Annotated in this window: 15 protein-coding genes; 6 read left to right on the top strand and 9 right to left on the bottom strand. The window is 46.0% G+C overall.

Annotated features, from left to right (window positions below):
• Positions 1–13: 13 nt before the first annotated feature.
• The 8 genes from cydB to aspS form a co-directional block, all read right to left on the bottom strand.
• Positions 14–1,150, bottom strand: a complete 1,137-nt coding sequence (gene cydB / locus KI743_RS00720) for a cytochrome d ubiquinol oxidase subunit II (protein ID WP_032549412.1) — start codon at positions 1,148–1,150, stop codon at positions 14–16.
• A 13-nt stretch (positions 1,151–1,163) separates the two neighbouring features.
• On the bottom strand, positions 1,164–2,750 hold the full coding sequence (gene cydA, locus KI743_RS00715; protein ID WP_032549413.1) for a cytochrome ubiquinol oxidase subunit I: 1,587 nt from the start codon (positions 2,748–2,750) through the stop codon (positions 1,164–1,166).
• Positions 2,751–3,305: 555 nt separating this feature from the next.
• The gene (gene ruvB, locus KI743_RS00710) at positions 3,306–4,316 is read right to left on the bottom strand and encodes a Holliday junction branch migration DNA helicase RuvB (RefSeq protein ID WP_285464202.1); all 1,011 of its coding nucleotides are present in this window, start codon (positions 4,314–4,316) and stop codon (positions 3,306–3,308) included.
• A 122-nt stretch (positions 4,317–4,438) separates the two neighbouring features.
• Positions 4,439–5,050, bottom strand: a complete 612-nt coding sequence (gene ruvA, locus KI743_RS00705) for a Holliday junction branch migration protein RuvA (protein WP_032549415.1) — start codon at positions 5,048–5,050, stop codon at positions 4,439–4,441.
• Between the two features lie 91 nt (positions 5,051–5,141).
• Positions 5,142–6,602, bottom strand: a complete 1,461-nt coding sequence (locus KI743_RS00700; protein ID WP_285464199.1) for a methyl-accepting chemotaxis protein — start codon at positions 6,600–6,602, stop codon at positions 5,142–5,144.
• Between the two features lie 153 nt (positions 6,603–6,755).
• The gene (gene ruvC / locus KI743_RS00695; RefSeq protein WP_032549418.1) at positions 6,756–7,277 is read right to left on the bottom strand and encodes a crossover junction endodeoxyribonuclease RuvC; all 522 of its coding nucleotides are present in this window, start codon (positions 7,275–7,277) and stop codon (positions 6,756–6,758) included.
• A 109-nt stretch (positions 7,278–7,386) separates the two neighbouring features.
• A complete protein-coding gene (locus KI743_RS00690; RefSeq protein WP_285464198.1) occupies positions 7,387–8,412 on the bottom strand; it encodes a GGDEF domain-containing protein in 1,026 nt (341 codons plus the stop codon).
• Positions 8,413–8,521: 109 nt separating this feature from the next.
• The gene (gene aspS / locus KI743_RS00685) at positions 8,522–10,300 is read right to left on the bottom strand and encodes an aspartate--tRNA ligase (RefSeq protein ID WP_150871845.1); all 1,779 of its coding nucleotides are present in this window, start codon (positions 10,298–10,300) and stop codon (positions 8,522–8,524) included.
• A gap of 306 nt (positions 10,301–10,606) precedes the next feature.
• On the opposite strand from aspS, the gene KI743_RS00680 reads away from it, so the two are divergent.
• The 6 genes from KI743_RS00680 to KI743_RS00655 all read left to right on the top strand — a co-directional run bounded on the left by KI743_RS00680 (position 10,607) and on the right by KI743_RS00655 (position 17,022).
• The gene (locus KI743_RS00680; RefSeq protein ID WP_285464268.1) at positions 10,607–11,491 is read left to right on the top strand and encodes a DUF72 domain-containing protein; all 885 of its coding nucleotides are present in this window, start codon (positions 10,607–10,609) and stop codon (positions 11,489–11,491) included.
• 133 nt (positions 11,492–11,624) lie between these two features.
• Positions 11,625–12,353 carry a carboxy-S-adenosyl-L-methionine synthase CmoA gene (gene cmoA, locus KI743_RS00675; protein ID WP_032549420.1) on the top strand — a complete coding sequence of 243 codons (729 nt, stop codon included), beginning with the start codon at positions 11,625–11,627 and terminating at the stop codon, positions 12,351–12,353.
• Positions 12,354–12,589: 236 nt separating this feature from the next.
• Complete coding sequence (gene cmoB / locus KI743_RS00670) at positions 12,590–13,561, top strand: tRNA 5-methoxyuridine(34)/uridine 5-oxyacetic acid(34) synthase CmoB (protein ID WP_285464191.1); 972 nt, start codon at positions 12,590–12,592, stop codon at positions 13,559–13,561.
• 231 nt (positions 13,562–13,792) lie between these two features.
• On the top strand, positions 13,793–14,530 hold the full coding sequence (locus KI743_RS00665) for an ATP-dependent zinc protease (RefSeq protein ID WP_285464189.1): 738 nt from the start codon (positions 13,793–13,795) through the stop codon (positions 14,528–14,530).
• Positions 14,531–14,547: 17 nt separating this feature from the next.
• Complete coding sequence (locus tag KI743_RS00660; protein WP_032549424.1) at positions 14,548–16,053, top strand: inactive transglutaminase family protein; 1,506 nt, start codon at positions 14,548–14,550, stop codon at positions 16,051–16,053.
• A gap of 3 nt (positions 16,054–16,056) precedes the next feature.
• On the top strand, positions 16,057–17,022 hold the full coding sequence (locus KI743_RS00655) for an alpha-L-glutamate ligase-like protein (protein WP_285464187.1): 966 nt from the start codon (positions 16,057–16,059) through the stop codon (positions 17,020–17,022).
• Between the two features lie 109 nt (positions 17,023–17,131).
• Here KI743_RS00655 and fdhF read toward each other — a convergent pair whose 3' ends face one another.
• Positions 17,132–21,358, bottom strand: a complete 4,227-nt coding sequence (gene fdhF, locus KI743_RS00650) for a formate dehydrogenase subunit alpha (protein WP_285464185.1) — start codon at positions 21,356–21,358, stop codon at positions 17,132–17,134.
• Positions 21,359–21,383: the final 25 nt, after the last annotated feature.

Here is a 21,383-nt window from a genome sequence, read left to right as displayed (position 1 = left end):
TTTAACTTCTAGCTTAGTAAGCTGAAACGTCGTTATCTTCGATGTGTTTCTTATCAAGACGACCGAACATTTTGTAGTAAGTCCAAGTCGTGTAAGCAAGAATCACAGGTACCATTACCGCCGCTACTGCAGTCATCAGGCCAAGTGTTAGTTCACTCGCTGTTGAATCCCACATTGTTAAACTGTGGTTCGGGATTAGGCTTGAAGGCATCACGAATGGGAACATCGCAAAACCAGCCGTTAGGATAACACCAGCGTTTGACAAGCTTGAGAACAAGAATGCAAAACCACCACGCTCAAAGCGAGACGCTACAACCGCTAGCAATGGCATTACCACACCTAGGATAGGCGCAGCCCACATTGCTGGGTACGTTTCAAAGTTCGCCATCCAAGCACCAGCTTGAACTGCTACTTCTTTGTTTAGTGGGTTTGAGTCAGCCATTGTGTCTAGCGTGCTTGTGATCACGTAGCCATCGATAGATTGAACCCAGAAACCACCTGCTACGAATAACGCAACCGCGATTAGACCTGTGATCTGAGCAACACCTCGAGCACGCTCGTGTAGTGACTCAGTCGTCTTCATTTGCAGCCAAGTTGCACCTTGCATAACAAATAGCATCAAGCTTAGTACGCCACACAGTAGAGCAAATGGGTTCAGTAGAGCGAAGAACGAACCTTTGTACTCAGACATCAGCAGGCTGTTTAGCTCAAATGGAACACCTTGAAGCAGGTTACCAAAAGCAACACCAAAGATAACTGGTGGAACTGTGCCGCTGAAGCAAAGCGCGTAATCCCAAGCTTTACGCCATTTTGGATCTTCAATCTTAGAACGGTAATCTAGAGCAAGTGGACGTAGCCAAAGTGCTGCTAGCGTTACGTACATCGCTAGATAGAATCCAGAAAACGACGTTGCGTAAACTAGAGGCCATGCAGCAAACAGCGCACCACCCGCTGTGATTAACCAAACTTGGTTACCATCCCAGTGAGGAGCAATGGTGTTCAGCATAATACGACGTTCAGTGTCGCTCTTACCGATAACAGGAGACAGAGCTGCAACGCCCATGTCGAAGCCATCAGTCACGGCGAAACCTACCAGTAGAACACCGATTAGGACCCACCAAATAAGTCGTAAGATTTCGTAATCAAACATAATATTCCCTCACTTATACTTCTACTGAACGGCTAACTTTGTCTTCAACAGAGTTGTCGTTTTGTTCGAAGTGGTAACGGCCTGTCTTAAGGCTACTCGGGCCTTTGCGAGCAAATTTAAGCATTAGGTAAACTTCTGCAATTAGGAACACTGTGTATAGTGCAAGAATTGCAAATAGTGATGTCCAAAGCTCGCCAATAGTCAGAGCTGATGCTGCAACGTTCGTCGGTAGGATTTCACCTACAGCCCACGGCTGACGACCGTATTCTGCAACAAACCAACCTGCTTCAATCGCAATCCAAGGTAATGGGATTGAGAATAGAGCGGCTTTAAGAACCCATTGCTTCTGTTCGATTTTTTGACGACACGTTTGTACAAACGCAGCACCAAATACGAATAGCATGATGAAGCCACACGCAACCATGATGCGGAACGACCAAAATAGAGGCCAAACAGTCGGGATAGAATCATCCGCCGCCATTTGGATTTGCTCTTCTGTCGCGTCAACCACGTTCTCTGTGTAGCGCTTAAGCAATAGACCGTAACCTAGGTCACCTTTCACTTCATCAAATGCTGCCATGTTCTCTTCAGACTTATCGCCTGCACGCAGTTTTTCTAGAAGCTCGTATGCGTACATACCCGTGCGGACACGATCAACGTGCTCGTCACGCAGATCACGTAGGCCTGTTACCTCTTTATCGAAAGAACGCGTTGCGATGATACCCATTACGTAAGGGATCTTAATCGCGTAGTCAGTATGCATTGTTTCTTGGTTTGGAATACCAAACACAGTAAATGCAGCCGGTGCTTCTTCTGTGTGCCATTCAGCTTCTACCGCTGCTAGCTTCACTTTCTGAACTTCACCTAGCTCATAACCTGATTCGTCACCTAGAACGATTACAGATAGAATCGCAGCCATACCGAATGATGCAGCAATCGCGAAAGAGCGACGAGCAAAGGCAAGATCACGACCTTTTAGAATGTAGTAAGAGCTGATACCTAGGATGAACATTGCACCCGTTGTGTAACCAGAAGCCACTGTGTGTACGAATTTAACTTGCGCTACTGGGTTTAGGACAACTTCAGCGAAGCTCACCATTTCCATACGCATTGTTTCAAAGTTAAATTCAGCACCCACTGGGTTCTGCATCCAGCCGTTGGCAACCAGGATCCACAGCGCAGAGAAGTTAGAGCCAAGTGCTACCAACCATGTTACTGCTAAGTGCTGACGCTTTGACAATCTATCCCAACCGAAGAAGAAAAGACCAACAAAAGTAGACTCTAGGAAGAATGCAACAAGCGCTTCGATTGCCAGAGGGGCACCAAAGATATCGCCAACATAGTGAGAGTAATAAGACCAGTTAGTACCAAACTGGAACTCCATGGTTAAGCCGGTTGCTACACCTAGAGCGAAGTTGATACCAAACAATTTACCCCAGAACTTAGTCATGTCCTTGTAAATTTGTTTGTCGGTCATTACATATAGAGACTCCATGATGGCAAGCAAAAACGCCATACCAAGAGTCAGTGGAACAAATAAGAAGTGATACATCGCTGTCAGTGCAAACTGCAATCGCGACAGATCAACAACATCAATCATGGTAACTCCTTTGTGTCGGCTGAATGACACTTGTGTGATTATTCACCGCAAAAATCCATGTTAAAACAATTAACGTGATTGTTATTACAAGTTGAAATTTGTAGCAAAAACGTACCGTTATAGTTAGATTATTGTTAAGCATGAGCTAATATAGCTGGCGCTAATATTACTGGTAAAATCAGTATGTTTCAAAAGGTTTATAGGAGAACCCTGCGTTGATTTGTATCAAATTTCTACGAGCAATTTAGAGTTATTTTTAACCAAACATGATTAAAATCACACCAATTATTAGGTTGGTAATAACGAGGCATGATATCTGTGACATGCCGCTATCACTCAATCAACATTTGAATTACAACTACCCATAAAGTATTAACAAGAATTATGACAATTTATTTCAATTTTTGTTAGCGACGTCAAATTTGAAATCAATGTTTTCAGTTTTGGAATGGCATATCGGCGACTAATATCGACTCGCTCAAAGAGTTGTTATTCTATAAAAAACTAAAAACCCCGGCGCTTATGCAACCAGGGTTTATAAAACACAACGACTAATTAACCTGGTCTATCAATACCAAAATGTAGGTAAGCACGATCGGTAGCGATTCGCCCTCTTGGGGTTCGTTGTAGATAACCCTGCTGAATTAGATACGGCTCTAACACATCTTCAATGGTGTCACGCTCTTCACCAATAGCAGCGGCCATATTGTCGATACCTACCGGGCCACCGCCAAATTTCTCCATGATCGCCAACAGAAGCTTTCTATCCATATAGTCAAAGCCCTTGGCGTCAACATCGAGCATGTTAAGTGCCTTGTCAGCAACATCTGCACAAATATGACCATTGCCCTTCACTTCTGCAAAGTCACGGACACGACGCAGCAGACGGTTAGCAATACGAGGAGTGCCTCGAGCGCGACGCGCCACTTCCAGTGCGCCTTCAGGGTCCATAGATAGCCCCAAACAGTCAGCACTGCGCTGTACAATGTTTTGTAGGTCATCAACCTTGTAGTACTCAAGGCGCTGCGTAATACCAAAACGGTCACGTAATGGCGATGTCAAAGAGCCCGCTCGCGTTGTCGCACCGATTAGGGTGAACGGAGGCAAGTCGATTTTGATAGAACGCGCCGCAGGGCCTTCACCAATCATGATATCCAATTGGTAATCTTCCATCGCAGGATAGAGCACCTCCTCAACCATTGGGCTCAATCGGTGAATCTCATCGATGAACAGCACATCGTTTTCTTCAAGGTTGGTTAAAAGCGCTGCTAAGTCGCCCGCTTTTTCTAATACAGGCCCTGAAGTGGTGCGGATATTCACATCCATTTCGTTTGCTACGATGTTGGCAAGTGTGGTTTTACCCAAGCCTGGAGGGCCAAAAATCAATAGATGGTCGAGTGCTTCATTACGAAGTTGCGCCGCTTTGATGAAGATCTCCATCTGATCACGGACGTGATCTTGGCCTTGGTAATCCGCTAACGCTTTAGGTCTTATTGCGCGATCGATGACGTCTTCGTCTTTGAATACTGGGTTGTCCGGCGCTATTAGGCGATCCGCTTCAATCATAGGTCATTCCAACTCAAGAGTGACAAGCTCTTGTTCTATTTAAGTTCTTTACTGCACTCCCCGACTCTAGCTTGAAGGCAAAGTGTTGCGGAGTGCATTTTATGTATACAGGTAAACCGAGTTTATACCATCGATTTTAGTGCTTCACGAATCAGTTGCTCGCTTGTCATGCCATCTTTCGCTATCTGCGACACAACCTTCGAAGCCTGAGTTGGTTTATAACCAAGAGCGAGAAGTGCACTTACCGCCTCTTCTTCAGCATCGTGCGCATTCGGTGTTGAATCAATTGGAGCCGCATCCGTTGCCGGTGTAAACAGATCACCCGCGCCCCAGCCTTTGAGTCGATCTTTCATTTCTACAACCAAACGCTCAGCGGTTTTCTTACCAACGCCTGGAAGCTTAACCAGCGTTGAGATATCTTCACGCTCAACACTCTGAACAAACTGGCTTGCAGTCATACCTGAAAGGATACCGAGTCCAAGTTTAGGACCAACACCATTAGCTTTAATCACTTCTCGGAACAGAGCTCGCTCTTTAACGGTGTTAAAGCCATAAAGCAGCTGGGCATCTTCACGCACAACAAAATGAGTATAGATAATCGCTTCTTCGCCTACTGCAGGTAGTTCATAGAAACAGCTCATTGGCATTTGTACTTCATAGCCAACGCCACTCACTTCGATTAACAATTCTGGTGGCTGTTTTTCAATTAAAATACCGCGAAGACGTCCGATCACAACTTACTCTCTTGATGGAAAATTATTTGATGGACAGAATATAAAAGAACTGGATGCTTATCCAGTTCTTTCTATTTGATTGGGGAATTAATTAGGTGTGCTTGGCGTTTGACACCGCGCTATTCAGGCTGGTGACTAATTGCTTAACGAGATCAACTTGTTGATTCAGTTGAATGCCGTTTGATGCAACTTGCCCTGACACGGTTTTGGTCTCTGCGACACTCTTTGCAACTTCGGTACTTGCCTGGTCGAGCTCATGCAAAGATCCCATCTGCATGGTCATGATGTCAGTGAGCTGATTCACGTCTGAAGAAATGGTCTGAACCTCGGAAATAATGCCATTCATTTCAGCTTCCGTGGTTTCGATAATGGTACGTCCGTGCTCAACTTCTTCTTTACTTCGGTCCAGCAGTGTTCGGATCTCAATCGCAGAATGGCTACTTTTCGCGGATAGCTCGCGCACTTGATCCGCCACCACCGCAAAGCCTCGGCCCTGCTCCCCAGCTCTCGCCGCTTCTATTGCTGCGTTGAGTGCCAGTAGGTTGGTCTGCTCTGCTACTGACGTAATCAGGTCTGCCACTTTCATGATCTCTTGGTTACTTTGGATAATCTGACTAATGGCGTTTGTCGATGCTTCCAAAGATTCTGAGCTTTTCTGCGCTTTCACTCCAACCGCTTCGCTGCGCTCTTTAAGTTCATTGACGAACGAGTTGGACTCCTCAAGCCCTTCTGTCATCTGGTGAAGCTGCTGACTCATCTGCTCAGCGGCACTCGCTTGAGATTCACAGTTCATGTTTAGGACTTCAACTTGAGAGTGGAGGTCTTTTGACTGCTGATCAAGCTGCACTGAGACGCCTTGCAAGCTCTGTGAATTATTGTTGGCTTGATCCAACACAACAGAGAGTTGAGCTTCACTTTGGGTAGCTTGCGCAGCAACACTTTGGCTCTCTGTTTTCGCGGCTTCTGCTTGCTCAATGGCGATTTCTTTCTGCTTAGCGGTAAAAGCTTGTGCTATGCATATCACCACCAAAGGCATCACTACTCCAGACCAAGTCTCCACCACCATTGCCTGCTCATTTAAGACGATATTTGGGAATACTGCACCGTTCAAATGCATAGAGGTCATTACCACCGCCACGCCTATCACTAAGGCACTCCATGTAAGGGCGATAATTCTAGTTCCAGATAAAAAGAAAGCGACCACCAGCAAAGGCACCCAGTAAGCTTGAGTAGAATCGACGACCCCGCCGCTTTGATAAATGATGTTTAGCGCATGAACGGCCATGCCGACAAAACCAAAATTAAGGGCCAAGATTGGGTTTTTCGAGAGCTTTAAAACAATGGCAGAAACCAGTTCAAGAACAATAAGGAAGATAGAGGTAGCAATTAATAGCTGTTCGCCATGCTTGCTCCATTTGATCAGACTGTAGAGTCCAACGATAAACGCAATGAAAGTAAACAGTAATAAAATGTCCGCCTGTCGCGACTCATTACTGCCCCATTGATGAGTTTTGGGTAGAAAGAGCGATCGCCACCATGTAATTGGGTTCATCGATAATCATCCTTGATTGACTTGTAAGACCTCCGACCAATGTTAGTTAATTGTTAAATAGAATGCGAACCTATTTAACAAAAACTGTTTTTGAAGTCTCATTTCATATCAAAGATAAGTAATTGATGGCGATTGGAATATCAATTGGAAGGATTAACGATAACGGCCGCGTCTCGCTGTAGTTGCTTTACCTGCTAACGCGATCAGCGTTTTATTGGTATTAGCATGACAAATTGCGACACCCAGTGCATCGGCAGCATCTGCTTGCGGTTTTGCTGGGAGTTTAAGCATGCTCATCACCATGTTTTGCACCAGTGATTTGTCTGCCCCGCCATTGCCAGTTACGGCTTGCTTGATAAGACGTGCGGCGTACTCATGTACTGGAAGATCTGCATTTACAGCAGCAACAATAGCACTGCCACGAGCCTGACCGAGCTTAAGCGCCGAGTCGGCATTTTTCGCCATAAACACCTGCTCAATGGCAAATACATCAGGCTGGAACTGAGTGATGATCTCACTCACACCGGCATAAATCTGCTTCAAGCGTCCTGGCAGTTCTTTCTCCGACATACGAATACAGCCACTACCCAAATATTGCAGGTGGCGACCATTTTGACGAATAACACCATAGCCCGTAATACGCGAGCCGGGATCGATTCCAAGGATAATAGACATGTTCTGTTCTTTCTTCTCGATCAGTACCGATAGTGATAAGTAGTAAGCGGGATTATGACGAGGCATTCGATCAGGCATAAAGGAGAAATGATACCTGTAACTCACTGTATTACGCTTCAGCAAATTTAGCCCCTTGATAGAAGGTACAACTTTTGCCAGCTTGTTTTGCCTGATATAAATCTGCATCCGCTCTTGCGAGTACAGTATCAAAGTTTTCAGTCGTTCGGTATTTTTCTAGCCCTGCACTGAACGATATGCTTAGTTTTACATCACCAAACATCAATACTTGGCGACTAACTGCACGATGAAGTTGTGTGACAACGTCTTGGATATCAAATTCACCATGTCTGATCAGTACTACTAACTCTTCACCACCGACACGAAACGTGTTCGATTCACCTGCTATGTTTTGGATTCGCTTTACACATTCAACCAACACCGCATCGCCAGCATCATGGCCATAAAGATCATTAAACTGTTTAAAATCATCGATATCTAGTACCAAAGCATATTGAAGCTCATCGATACCCTTTTGCCCGTCAACAGTTGAATACAATGCCAGTCGATTTCGCGCACCAGTTAAAGCATCATGGAGCGCTAAGGCCTTTAAATCGGTCACAGCTCTAACCCGACTCGTTTCATAAGCATGGGACACCACCCAAATACATAGATACGCTAGGATAAAATTTGCCACTAACGTAGCAGGAATCCATTCAGTCGCACTCGCCCCCGAATAAATGACATACACTTCCAGTATCAAACACACTAGGCTCCAATAAAAACCAACTTGTTTCCCCATCGCGAGGTAAAAAACCGTTGGCAAAACAATCGCCCATACGAAAAGTGCTTCTTCAATCAGTTTGGAGTGAGTACCAAAAATAATTAGGAAGGCGAGAACAAAGCTATGAAATGCGAGAAACCATTTAGGATGACTTCGGTTACGTATGTAAAACAACATAAAAGCAGAGATAAAGAAGTAGAAGATCTCCATCACTCCAAGAGCCATCGCTTTGTGTTCAAAAATAAAGATATTCGCCATACCAAGAAAAAGCGCAGCTCCACCCAAATTCAAACACATTCCAATTAGTACTTTACGTCGAAGCTGTTCCGTCGCTTCTATATTTAAGGCGTCCATACCACTTACATTTTATTAACTTATTGAATTTCCACCCTATCGTACTCGCAATAAAAACGCCACTCCTAGCTGGAGTGGCGTTTCTAATTAAAGAGTTAGTTAACTAAATTTACTCTTCTTCTTTCTTTTCAGCAGCTTTAACCGCGATCGCTAGCTCTTCAAGCGCAGCTGGGTTCGCTAGGCTTGGAGCGTCTGTTAGTAGACAAGAAGCATTCGTTGTTTTCGGGAACGCGATAACGTCACGAATGTTCTCTGTACCACAAAGTAGCATTACTAGACGGTCAAGACCGAATGCTAGACCTGCGTGCGGTGGTGTACCGAACTTAAGTGCGTCTAGTAGGAAGCCAAACTTAGCTTGCTGCTCATCAGCTTCGATACCTAGGATGTCAAATACTGCAGATTGCATTTCAGCATTGTGGATACGTACAGAACCGCCGCCTACTTCGTAGCCGTTAAGAACCATATCGTACGCGTTTGAGTTAGCAGCCGCTGGGTTCGCTTTTAGCTCTTCCGCAGTCACACCTAGAGGTGATGTGAATGGGTGGTGCATAGCGTGTAGGTTGCCTTCGTCGTCTTCTTCGAACATTGGGAAGTCAACAACCCATAGCGGAGCCCACGCAGACTCATCTGTCAGCTCTAGGTCTGTACCTAGTTTCAGACGTAGCGCGCCCATTGCTTCAGATACAGTGTTTGCTTTGTCTGCGCCGAATAGGATGATATCGCCAGTCTCTGCGCCTGTGCGCTCAAGAATACCGTTAATCACTTCTTCGTTTAGGAACTTAGCAACTGGAGATTGGATACCTTCCATGCCAGCAGCACGGTCGTTAACCTTCATCCAAGCTAGACCTTTCGCACCGTAGATACCAACGAACTCACCGTAACCGTCGATTTGCTTACGAGTTAGCTTAGCGCCACCTGGTACACGGATTACTGCAACGCGACCTTTTTCGTCGTTTGCTGGGCCTGAGAATACTTTGAACTCAACGTCTTTCACTAGGTCAGCAACGTCTACTAGCTCTAGTGGGTTACGTAGGTCTGGCTTGTCAGAACCGAAACGACGCATCGCTTCAGAGAATGGCATGATTGGGAACTCACCTAGATCAACGTCTAGAAGCTCTTGCCACATGTTGCGAACCATCTTCTCAGTTGTTGCACGTACTTCTTCCGCGCTCATGAAAGATGTTTCGATATCGATTTGAGTGAATTCTGGTTGACGGTCAGCACGCAAGTCTTCATCACGGAAACACTTAACGATTTGGTAGTAACGGTCAAAACCAGACATCATTAGCAGCTGTTTGAATAGCTGTGGAGACTGAGGAAGCGCGTAGAACGAACCTTTGTGAACACGGCTAGGTACTAGGTAGTCGCGTGCACCTTCTGGTGTCGCTTTCGTTAGTACTGGTGTTTCGATGTCTAGGAAGCCGTTGTCATCTAGGAAACGACGAACAAAGCTAGACGCTTTAGCACGTAGCTTGATGCGATCGCTCATTTCTGGACGACGTAGGTCTAGGTAACGGTACTTTAGACGCTGCTCTTCTGAGTTCTTCTGGTTGAAGTCTAGTGGCAGAACGTCAGCACGGTTGATGATTTCAAGACCTTTAGCGATGATCTCAACTTCACCCGTTGCCATGTCTTTATTTACTTGGCTGTCTGGACGAACGCGTACTTCACCCGTTAGTTTGATACAGAATTCATTACGAAGTTGGTTAGCTACTTCGTACGCATCTGCCATATCTGGGTCTACAACTACCTGAACGATACCTTCACGATCTCGCATATCGATGAAAATAAGACCGCCCAAATCACGACGACGGTTTACCCAGCCGCAAAGTTCTACAGTTTGTCCCGCCAGGGACTTGTTCAGGTTACCACAGTAATGGGTACGCATAATGAATTTCCCAATCTCTTAATAATTACTAATTTCTATGCTGTAACTAGACCGAATCTAATTACAATTCAAAGATCCATTTATACGCGGAAACTTATCTAAAATCGACCTTTCCCACGCCTATTTGTTGTGTTTTATTCGACGTTGACGCGTTATAGCTCACGAAACAGCCAAAGCGGTACAAATCTCGAACAAATATTCGTCAACACTGAAAAAATTGCGCTAATTATATATTGAAAGTACCCAAGTCAGCAAAAGTCTCGTAGAGTGTTTTTGACTGAAACAACCAAAGCACTTTTAGATACCATGACAAGATTACCTTTAAGGCTCGGGCTGACCATGTGGTCACACTCAGAGTGGCAGAGCCAATTCTATGGAAAAGGCACCAAACCAGCAGAAAGACTAGAGAAATATTGTCATGTTTTTCATACTGTTGAAGGTAATACCACCTTCTACGCAACTCCGTCTATCACTACGGTAAACAATTGGCGTAGCGCAAGCCATGATGACTTTCGGTTTACATTTAAATTGCCTAAATTCATCACCCACCAGCAGCAACTCAGACACTGCCAAGCAGAGTTGAAAGAGTTCCTGCAAATCATGTCACCGCTGCATGAACGTATTGGTCAATGGACAATTCAGTTGCCTCACCAGTTCGAGCCAGAATCACTGCCTGTGCTGCAACAGTTTTGCAAACTCTTCCCGAAAGAGATGAAACTCGGTGTCGAAGTGCGACACCTTGGATTTTTTAATAAAGGCGACGACGAAAAGCGTTTTAATCATTGGTTAGTAGAAGAGAACATCAACCGCATCATTATGGACAGTCGCCCTGTGTTTGCCGCAGCGCCAACAACGGAAGCCATTATTGATGCACATAAGAAAAAACCACGCGTACCCGTGCATGCAATCGCGACATCGAACAACCCGATGGTTCGTTTTATTGGTCAGCACGACGAGAAGCCCAATCTTGAGTTTTTCAAACCTTGGTTATCCAAGCTCCCGACGTGGGTAGCGGAAGGAAAACAGCCTTATTTAATGATCCACACTCCAGATAATGACCATGCTCCAGAACTGGCAGCCACGATATACAAACAGCTAATCGAGCAATGTCAGCAGCACCACAATATCAATCTGCCCCCACTCTCCGAATTTCCGGCTAATAAGGGTGATACGCAAATCAGCATGTTCTAACTCACCTACAGCCAAGCCATTGGCAGTGAAACCTGAGTTTTCGTGACACAGTGACATTTTTTACGTAAAATACGCCCCCTTTTATTTAGCACGCGAAAGTGCGCTAATTTGCTGACTGTCGAGAGAGAACGCTATGAGCAACAAAGACACTATCTTTTCCGCTCCTATTGATAAAATCGGTGATTTCACCTTTGATGCAAGGGTCGCTGAAGTATTCCCAGATATGATTCAACGCTCAGTTCCAGGCTACAGCAACATCATTTCTGCGATCGGCATGATGGCGGAACGCTTTGTCAAACCACACTCAAACATCTACGACCTAGGTTGTTCTTTAGGTGCTGCGACGCTGTCTATGCGCCGTCACATTCAACAAGAAGGCTGTACAATTTACGCCGTTGATAACTCAGAAGCCATGGTCGAACGTTGTAAGCTTCACGTTAACGCTTACCGCAGCGACACCCCTGTAGAAGTGATTGAAGCGGACATTCGCGAAATTGAAATTACGGATGCTTCCGTGGTCGTACTCAACTTCACGCTGCAGTTTCTTTCGCCAGAAGATCGCTTCGCTCTACTAGAGAAGATCTACGCGGGTCTTCGTCCTGGTGGTGTGCTTATCTTGTCTGAAAAATATGTCTTTGAAGATGAGAACGCAAACGAACTGCTGATTGACCTGCACCACGACTTTAAGCGTGCAAACGGTTATAGCGAGTTAGAAGTGAGTCAAAAGCGCAGCGCTATCGAAAACGTGATGCGTCCCGATTCGATTCAAATGCATAAAGAGCGCTTCGATAAGATTGGCTTCTCTAGCCACGAAGTTTGGTTCCAGTGCTTTAACTTCGGCTCGATGTTTGCGGTTAAGTAGTCTAGCTAATTGATACTGAAGAATCCCCGTCATTCCCTACGGTGAGGAACGAACGTGATAGGGAATCTCTTTTTTGCTTTAGCTTAGTCACTAGTATTTTTTATGAGTGTCGAGCGACTCAGAAAGCGCCCTCAACAAAACACTCTAGCATCTATTTATAGATCCCCGATGCACTCGTCGACTCGCGCTCGAGGATGACAGTAGTCTCGGGAAACAAAATTTAGGAACTTGTTCTAATGTTTAATTTTGCCAATTTTTACCAACTCATTGCTCAAGATACGCGCCTGCAACCTTGGCTGAATATTCTTCCTCAACAGTTAACGGATTGGCAAAATGCGGAGCACGGAGACTTCGACCGCTGGCTGCGTGCTTTAAACAAGATCCCACAAGGTGCACCGGATCAAGTTGACCTTAAAAACTCTGTTACGCTGACTAACGACACACCATTTCACAACGGTGAGTTGAAGAAGCTAGAAAACCTGCTGAAAACGTTCCACCCATGGCGCAAAGGTCCGTACACGGTTCACGGTATTCATATTGATACTGAGTGGCGCAGCGACTGGAAATGGGACCGTGTTCTTCCGCACATCACACCATTGAAAAACCGCAGCGTACTTGATGTTGGTTGCGGTAACGGCTACCACATGTGGCGTATGTTGGGTGAAGGTGCTCGACTGACTGTCGGTATCGACCCTTCTCACCTGTTCTTAATTCAGTTCGAAGCAATTCGTAAACTAATGGGTGGCGACCAGCGTGCACACCTGTTGCCACTCGGCATTGAGCAATTACCAAAACTGGAAGCGTTCGATACGGTATTTAGCATGGGCGTGCTCTACCACCGTCGTTCTCCTCTTGATCATCTAATCCAACTTAAAGATCAGTTGGTTTCTGGTGGTGAGCTAGTGCTAGAAACTTTGGTTATCGAAGGTGATGAAAACGCGGTACTTGTGCCAGTAGACCGCTATGCACAAATGCGTAACGTATACTTCTTCCCATCGGCTCGTGCTCTAAAGCGCTGGCTAGAGCAAGTGGGTTTTAAAGACGTACGTATTGTCGATGAAAACGTAACAACGGTCGGTGAGCAACGCACTACCGAATGGATGACGCACAACTCACTACCTGATTACTTGGATCCAAATGACCCAAGTAAAACAGTTGAAGGCCACCCGGCACCACGCCGTGCCGTTTTGGTGGCAACTAAACCATAGGCCCAGAAAAACTGTAGACGCTGACAAGCATTTGACGAAAGAAGACTCGAAATTGGATAAAATCCGCAGAGTGCTCAATGAATGAGCTATTTCGTCGAATGATAATTGGCTCTAGGCAAACATAGCCTGTCAATATGACCGGACGCTAACATTAGGATGCTTCACGCATCCTTTTTTGTGGGCTAAACTATTCAATAGTCTGAACTATTTTCTAATTTCAAAGGTTTTTATATGTTTAAGCGATTATCGCCTATTCTGGCGGTTGGTTTGCTCTCTGGCTGTACTCTCACTAACGGTGCGGCTTATCATCAAGAAACTCTGGATGCCATTGCAAAATCAGAGACAAACATCGCAAATAAAGTTCAAAACTTAGAGCTTCAACTTAGCAATCAAAGTGACTACATCGAGAGTCTAGAAGAAGAAATCATTGCCTTATCCAATGAAGTTGAAGTTCACCTAACTACTCTAGAAAAACAACAGGTCGAAGAGATCGAAGAGGAAGAAGTGATTGTCACTCGAGTCCCAGTTATTTCAAACGAGCAACCAACCATTCTAGGTGCCATTGAAAAAGTTACGATTGAGTCAATCAAGCAAAAGTTTGATGCTCGCGTAGATACTGGCGCCACGACTTCGTCGTTGAATGCAGTAGATATCAAAGAATTTGAGCGTAATGGCAAGAACTGGGTGAAGTTTCACCTAGCTGATAAATCGCAACCAGCAGAGGATCAAAAGTGGATTGAAGCACCCGTTGTACGCTACGTGAAGATTCGCCAATCGACCAGCGACGAGACAGAACGTCGAGCTGTGATCGAATTATGGGTGAAAGTTGGAAAAATCCATGAAAAAGCGCAATTTACATTGGCGGATCGCTCTCAAATGAGTCACCCTGTATTACTAGGGCGTGAATTTATCAAAGACATCGCTCTAGTGGATGTAAGTAAAAAGTACGTACAAACGGAAGATAAATAACAATAGTAGGGTAAGCTATGACGTCAAGAATCCCATTTTATATTTCGATCGTGCTACTCATCGTAGCCGGCATTGCATTGAGTGTGTTCAGACACACGACCTACGGCGTGCCATGGACGCCAGGGGAAACCCGACAAGTGTGGGACGTTGAGGCTCGAATCGAGTTCAACGCCATGGACCAAGAAGCGAAAGTATCGCTAGCGGCTCCACACACGCAATCAAACTATACACTCATCGGCGAATCCGCTTCCTCACCAGGCTATGGTATCTCTTACGTGACGACCGATACTGGTCGTCGAGCTGAGTGGTCTATCCGTCACGCAAGCGGCGCACAGACAATTTACTACAAAACTCAATTCTTAGTTGACCCTCAAGCGCAAGTTAATGCCGTACCACCAGAAGGTGAAGTGGCAACGCCAAGCTTTGACGGCCCTGAAGAAGCAGCAGCGAAAGCCCTTATCGACCGCGCAACTCAGCGCTCTGCAGACAACCTCACCTTCACTCGTGAGCTTGTTAAAACACTTAACGATCCAGACAGCCAAAACTCAGCGCTTATCCTTAACAACATGGATAAAGTGGAAGCAGCACACAAGTTACTTTCTTTTGCTGGAATCCACTCAAAGGTTGTTGGTGTTATCGAGTTAGAAGATGGCCGTCGTCGCCAATCTATCCAACATATGATTCAGATTTGGGACAAAAACCAATGGGTGCTTTTCTCTCCAGAATCTAGCCAACAACAAGTTCAGCCAAACCTCTTGATCTGGGATGAATCGAACGTTTCACTACTAGACGTTGTCGGCGGTCAAAACAGTAAAGTTCACTTCTCAATGATTGCTCAAGAGGTGACTCCAACTGAAGCGACAAACAGCAAGATTTCAGCTGACCAACTACTGAACCTTTCGATCCACAGCTTACCACTTGAAGAACAAGCGATGTTTAAGACCATCATGCTGATTCCAATTGGTGCGCTTATTGTTGTGTTCTTACGTGTTATCGTCGGCTTGAAGACATCAGGTACCTTCATGCCTGTTCTGATTGCTGTGGCGTTCGTACAGACACAGCTGGTGACAGGTATTGTCGGTTTCCTACTTATCGTTGGTACGGGTCTAGTAATTCGTAGCTATCTATCCAAACTTAATCTGCTGCTGGTCGCACGGATATCCGCGGTAATTATCACCGTAATCATGATTATTTCTATCTTTACGGTTGTCGCGTTCAAGGTTGGTTTGACTGAAGGTCTATCGATTACGTTCTTCCCAATGATTATCCTATCTTGGACTATCGAACGTATGTCTATCCTTTGGGAAGAAGAAGGTGCAAAAGAGGTTGTGCTACAAGGTGGTGGCTCGCTATTGACTGCTGTTCTTGTTTACTTGGCAATGACCAACCCATTCATTCAGCACTTAACGTTTAACTTTATTGGTCTACAACTTATTGTCCTAGGCGGCATCTTACTACTAGGTACTTACACAGGTTACCGCTTAACTGAGCTACGTCGCTTTAAACCGCTAGCGGAGGATTAAGTTATGTTTGAACAGTTTACATCGCCGTTTAAGTTGAAAGACAAAGGCATCATGGGGATGAACAAGCGCAACCATAGTTACATTGGTCGCTATAATGATCGCTCCAAGTACCCTTTGGTGGATGACAAGCTAAAAACCAAAATCATCGCTGAACAAGCGGGTGCTACCGTACCTAAACTGATTGGTGTGATTGGCCACCAAGCGGAAGTGAAGACTATCCACAAGATGGTTCAAGATTGGCCGGGGTTTGTAATCAAACCTGCGCAAGGAAGTGGTGGTAAAGGCATCTTAGTTATCACCTCTCACAAAGATGGTGTTTATACCAAACCTTCCGGTTCGACGATTGGTAAAGAGGACGTTGAGCGCCACATCAGTAACGCACTTGCGGGTCTATTCTCGTTGGGTGGTAAAAACGATGTTGCGGTAGTTGAGAACTTAATTAAGTTCGACAGCTGTTTTGATGGTTTTAGTTACGAAGGGGTGCCTGACGTACGTATCATTGTATTCAAAGGCTACCCTGTAATGGCAATGATGCGTCTATCAACATCGGCTTCCGATGGTAAAGCTAACCTTCACCAAGGTGCGGTGGGCGTGGGCATTGATATTGCCACAGGTAAAGCTGTACGAGCCGTGCAATTTGACCACCCCGTCACCCATCACCCAGATACAGGTAAAGAGCTTGCCTTGCTGCAAGTCCCTCATTGGGAAAAGTTGCTGACTCTAGCTTCTAGTGCTTGGGAAATGACAGGCCTTGGCTACATGGGTACCGACATGGTACTTGATGAGGAAGAAGGCCCAATGGTGCTTGAGTTGAACGCTCGTCCAGGGCTGGCGATTCAGATTGCTAACGGGGCTGGGTTGCTGCCACGTCTTCATCACATCGAAAACTTGGGCACACCCGCTGAGTACCCGAAACCTGCTGAGCGTGTTGCGTATGCTGCTAAGCAGTTTGGTGTACACGTCGAATAAGAGCAGCAGTCAAAAGCAACAACAACATTAGTGCTATCAAATAAAACGAAAGCCGCATAGTCTAACTATGCGGCTTTTTTATGTTCTGTACTTTAGGTACTTTCAAACATCACACGTGAACACTCTGCTCGGTGAATACGGGTTCGACCTTAACAGCTGCGACTTTAAATTCAGGGATCTTCGCATGTGGGTCTGTTGCTGTTGTCGTTAGACGATTCACCGGAGACTCCACAAAGTGGAACGGAATAAACACTACACCTTTCTGCATACGCTTAGTAACAAATGCAGCGATCTCAATTTCGCCACGACGTGTTGATACTTTCAGCATCTGACCATTGTTGATATTGAGCGCCTCAGCATCATGCACACTGATCATAGCTCTAGGCCCCGCCAAATTATCTAACCCTTTCGTTTTACGAGTCATAGTCCCAGTATGGAATTGCTCAAGGATACGTCCTGTAGTCAGTACTAGAGGATACTCTTCGTCTGGCAGTTCTGCAGCGTATCTAAATGGAATCGCCTCCATCTGCCCTCTCCCACGTGTAAACTGAGTTTGGTGCATAATACGAGTGCCATCAGGGTTGTTTTTGTTACTTGGCCACTGAATGCCGTTTATCGTAATGTTCTCCCAACGTAATCCACCATATTGTGGTGTTACACGAGCAATCTCATTCGTAATATCCGCTACCGACTGATAATTCCAATCGCTGCCCATGGCATTAGCCAGCATTTGAATGATTGCCCAATCCTCTTTCGCCTCACCCGGCGGTTTTACCGCAGGATTGATACGCTGCACACGACGCTCCGTGTTAGTGAAATGCCCAGATTTTTCAGCAAATGAGCATGATGGCAAGACAACATCTGCGTATTGAGCCGTTTCTGTCAGAAAGATATCTTGCACCACCAGAAAATCGAGCGCTTCAAGCCCCTCAATCACATGGGCTTGGTTTGGATCACTCAATACAGGGTTTTCCCCCATCACGTACAGCCCACGGACTTCACGATTACACGCGCCATCAATGATTTCAGTGAGTGTTAAACCGCTCTCAGCAGGCAGTTCAGCAACATCCCATTCCATCTCAAATTTCTTACGAACCAGAGGATTGTAGACCTTTTGATAACCCGGTAGGTTGTTTGGCAATGCACCCATGTCACAAGCACCCTGCACGTTCGACTGACCGCGCAGCGGATTAATACCGCCTCCTTCGATACCAATGTTGCCACACAGCAATTGCAAGTTAGCAATCGAGCGCACGTTATCATGTCCTGTCGTGTGCTGAGTGATACCCATTGAGTAATAAACAGCTGTGCGTTCAGCAGTACCGATTAGGCGCGCCATTGCAAAAATGTCTTCCGCTTTAACGCCTGTTATGAGCTCAACCTTTTCTAATGAATAGCTTGGCGACATCACCTCTTGTAATAGGGTATCAAAGCCATCGACACGCTCATCAATATACTCTTGATCGTACCAACCATGCTTTATGATCTGCTGCATCACACCGTTAAGCAGCATCACGTCAGTCCCTGGTCGATGAGCTAGATAAAGTTCGGCGTGGTCGGCGATATCGATGCGCTTAGGATCAGCAACAATCAATCGTGCACCGCCATGTCGCACGGCCTGCTTAATGTGAGAGCCAATGATCGGGTGTGCCGATGTGGTATCCGAGCCGATAATAAAGATAACATCGGAGTGTTTGATACTCGGAATATCATTGGTCATCGCACCGCTGCCCAGTGACGCCTCAAGCCCGGTGACTGTGGAGGCGTGGCAAAGGCGTGCACAATGATCGACGTTGTTTGTCCCCAGCTCTCGACGGATGAATTTTTGAAAAGCGTAGTTGTCCTCATTAGTGGTTTTTGCTGAAGAGAAGCCCGCTAGCGCCTGACTGCCAACACCTTTCTTAATAGCGGAAAACTTATCGGCAACCAAACGAATAGCTTCCTCCCAGCTAGCAGGTTGTAGCCAACCATCTTTACGAATCAAAGGTGTCGTAAGTCGCTCGTCACTACCGACGAAATCAAACCCGAAACGACCTTTAACACATAACATGCCTTCATTGACTGGCGAGTTAGCGCCTTCCACATAACGAATCTTATTCACCGATTCGTCAACATGCATAGTGAGCTTGCAACCCACACCACAATAGGTGCAGATAGTATCGACTTTTTGTAGTTGCTCAACAGAGCCTTGCTGTTTGTATCTCGCATCCACCATTGCTCCCGTCGGGCACGCTTGGACACAAGCGCCACACTGAACGCAATTAGAGTCGCCCATTAGCGTCTGATTTGGACCAAAATTCGGTCTAAGTTCAGGCCTAGAGCTTGGCTTCCCATTTTGTGCACACATGAAGCTTAAGACACCATGAACATTCTGCTCTCTACACGCTTGAATGCACTGACCACAGCTGATACATCGATTGGCATCAAAGACGATGAACTCTGAACTCGCATCCACTTCAAACTTATGTCGTGGTTGCTGGCTACTATTCCCTTGCTTAGCTTTTACTGCTTGCCAGACCGCATCATCCGTAACATCGACCTTATAATCATTGAATGTTTGCACAGCTTGGTATTCTGTCGCGTAGTCTCGCAGGTCACACTGAGTGTTCGCTTGGCAACCACACTCTAGACAACGTTGCGCTTCTTCAATCGCATCAGCGTTGGTGAAACCGAGTTCAACTTCATCGAAGCTTTGTTCACGCTGCTCTGCGCTTAGCTCAGGCATAATCTTTCGGGCGACACTTTGAATCGCTTGATATTGTTGCCGTTCAACTGCTTTTAATTGCTTCTCTTTGCGTGAATTGAAAGGCTTCACTGGTAACTGTGTCATAGTGCCGCTAAAGAAACGGTCTATCGCCTGAGCAACAATACGACCATCTCCAACAGCCTCAACCGCTGTTGCTGGTCCACGTCTAAAATCGCCGATACTGAAGATATTGCCTACCCCTGTGTGCATGGTATCTGGGTTGGCATCAGCAGTATTCCAACGAGTGAGTGGAATTTCTAAAGACTCATCAGTCATGAAGCTCAAGTCTGGCTTTTGGGATACCGCTGCAATCACAGTGTCGAATACTTCTGTGAAAAACTCTCCGGTTGCTTTCGGGCTTCGTCGTCCTGAAGCATCTGGTGCCCCGAGTTCCATTCGCTCTAAACGAATCGCTTTAACGCGACCATTGTCGTCTGCAATATTTTCCGCAGGGTTGGTCAGAAAGTGGAATTTAACGCCCTCGTGTTCAGCTTCTTCGATTTCGTAATCTTCGGCTGGCATCTCGTCTCGAGTCCGACGATAAATCAGTGTTGTCTCAGCCCCTGCTCTGACCGCCGTTCTAGCACAGTCTATCGCGGTGTTACCGCCACCGATGACCGCTACTTTTTTGCCTGTTGTATATTGTTGATCAGTGACGTAATCCTTCAGATAGTCGACACCGAGGTAACAACCCTCTAAATCGCTACCCGCATAATTCATCTCTACTGCACTGGAAGCCCCAACGGCTAAACAAACCGCATCAAAGTCTTGCGATAGACTCGACAGCGAAAAGTCTTCACCAAGCTTCTTATCGCATTCAATCACCATTCCGTTACGGCACATCAACTCAATTTCTTTGTCTAGAATTGACTTTGGTAGACGATACTCAGGAATACCATAACGCAACCAGCCACCAGCTTTAGGCATCGACTCATAGACAACAACTTGATAGCCCTCATTCGCCAAATAGTAGCCAGCCGTCAACCCACCCGGCCCACCTCCCACAATCGCGACCCGCTTTCCATTGTCCGGTTTCTTAGGTGGCGTGTAGCTTTCTTGCGCTTCTAAATCGATATCCGCAGCGTGGCGCTTTAACTGACGTATCGCAATTGAGTCGTCAACTAAGTTGCGGCGACATTCAGTTTCACAGAAAGCTGGGCATACGCGGCCAATCGACAATGGCATAGGTAAGGTTTGTTTGATGACCTCTATCGCCTTCAACGAGTCGTTTTGTGCGATGTGATGCAGGTAGGATTGGATGTCAACGCCAGCGGGACAAGCCGTCTGACAAGGTGCTTCACAATCAGCATAATGATCAGACATGATTCGATTTAGCGCGCGATGGCGATGTTGACTGATTTGCTCAGATTGCGTGTTAACGGTTAAACCTTGGTAGACGTCCAGTTCACAGGCTCGTTGCATTCCTCCACTTTCAACCTCAACAACGCATAGGTCACAAGGTATCTTTTCTCCAGAGCGGTTCAATCCACACAGCGATGGAATATCAACACCACATGTATTCGCAGCCTCGAGCACAGTTTGCCCCTGCTCGACAATGCGGTATTTACCGTCAATCACAATCTGAATCATAGTGAACCTTCCTTACACAGCATCT

This window comes from Vibrio sp. D420a (genome assembly GCF_030248625.1).
Classification (GTDB): domain Bacteria; phylum Pseudomonadota; class Gammaproteobacteria; order Enterobacterales; family Vibrionaceae; genus Vibrio; species Vibrio fortis_A.
The sequence above is the reverse complement of the archived record's forward strand: the minus strand, read 5'-3'. Positions and strand labels throughout refer to the sequence as shown.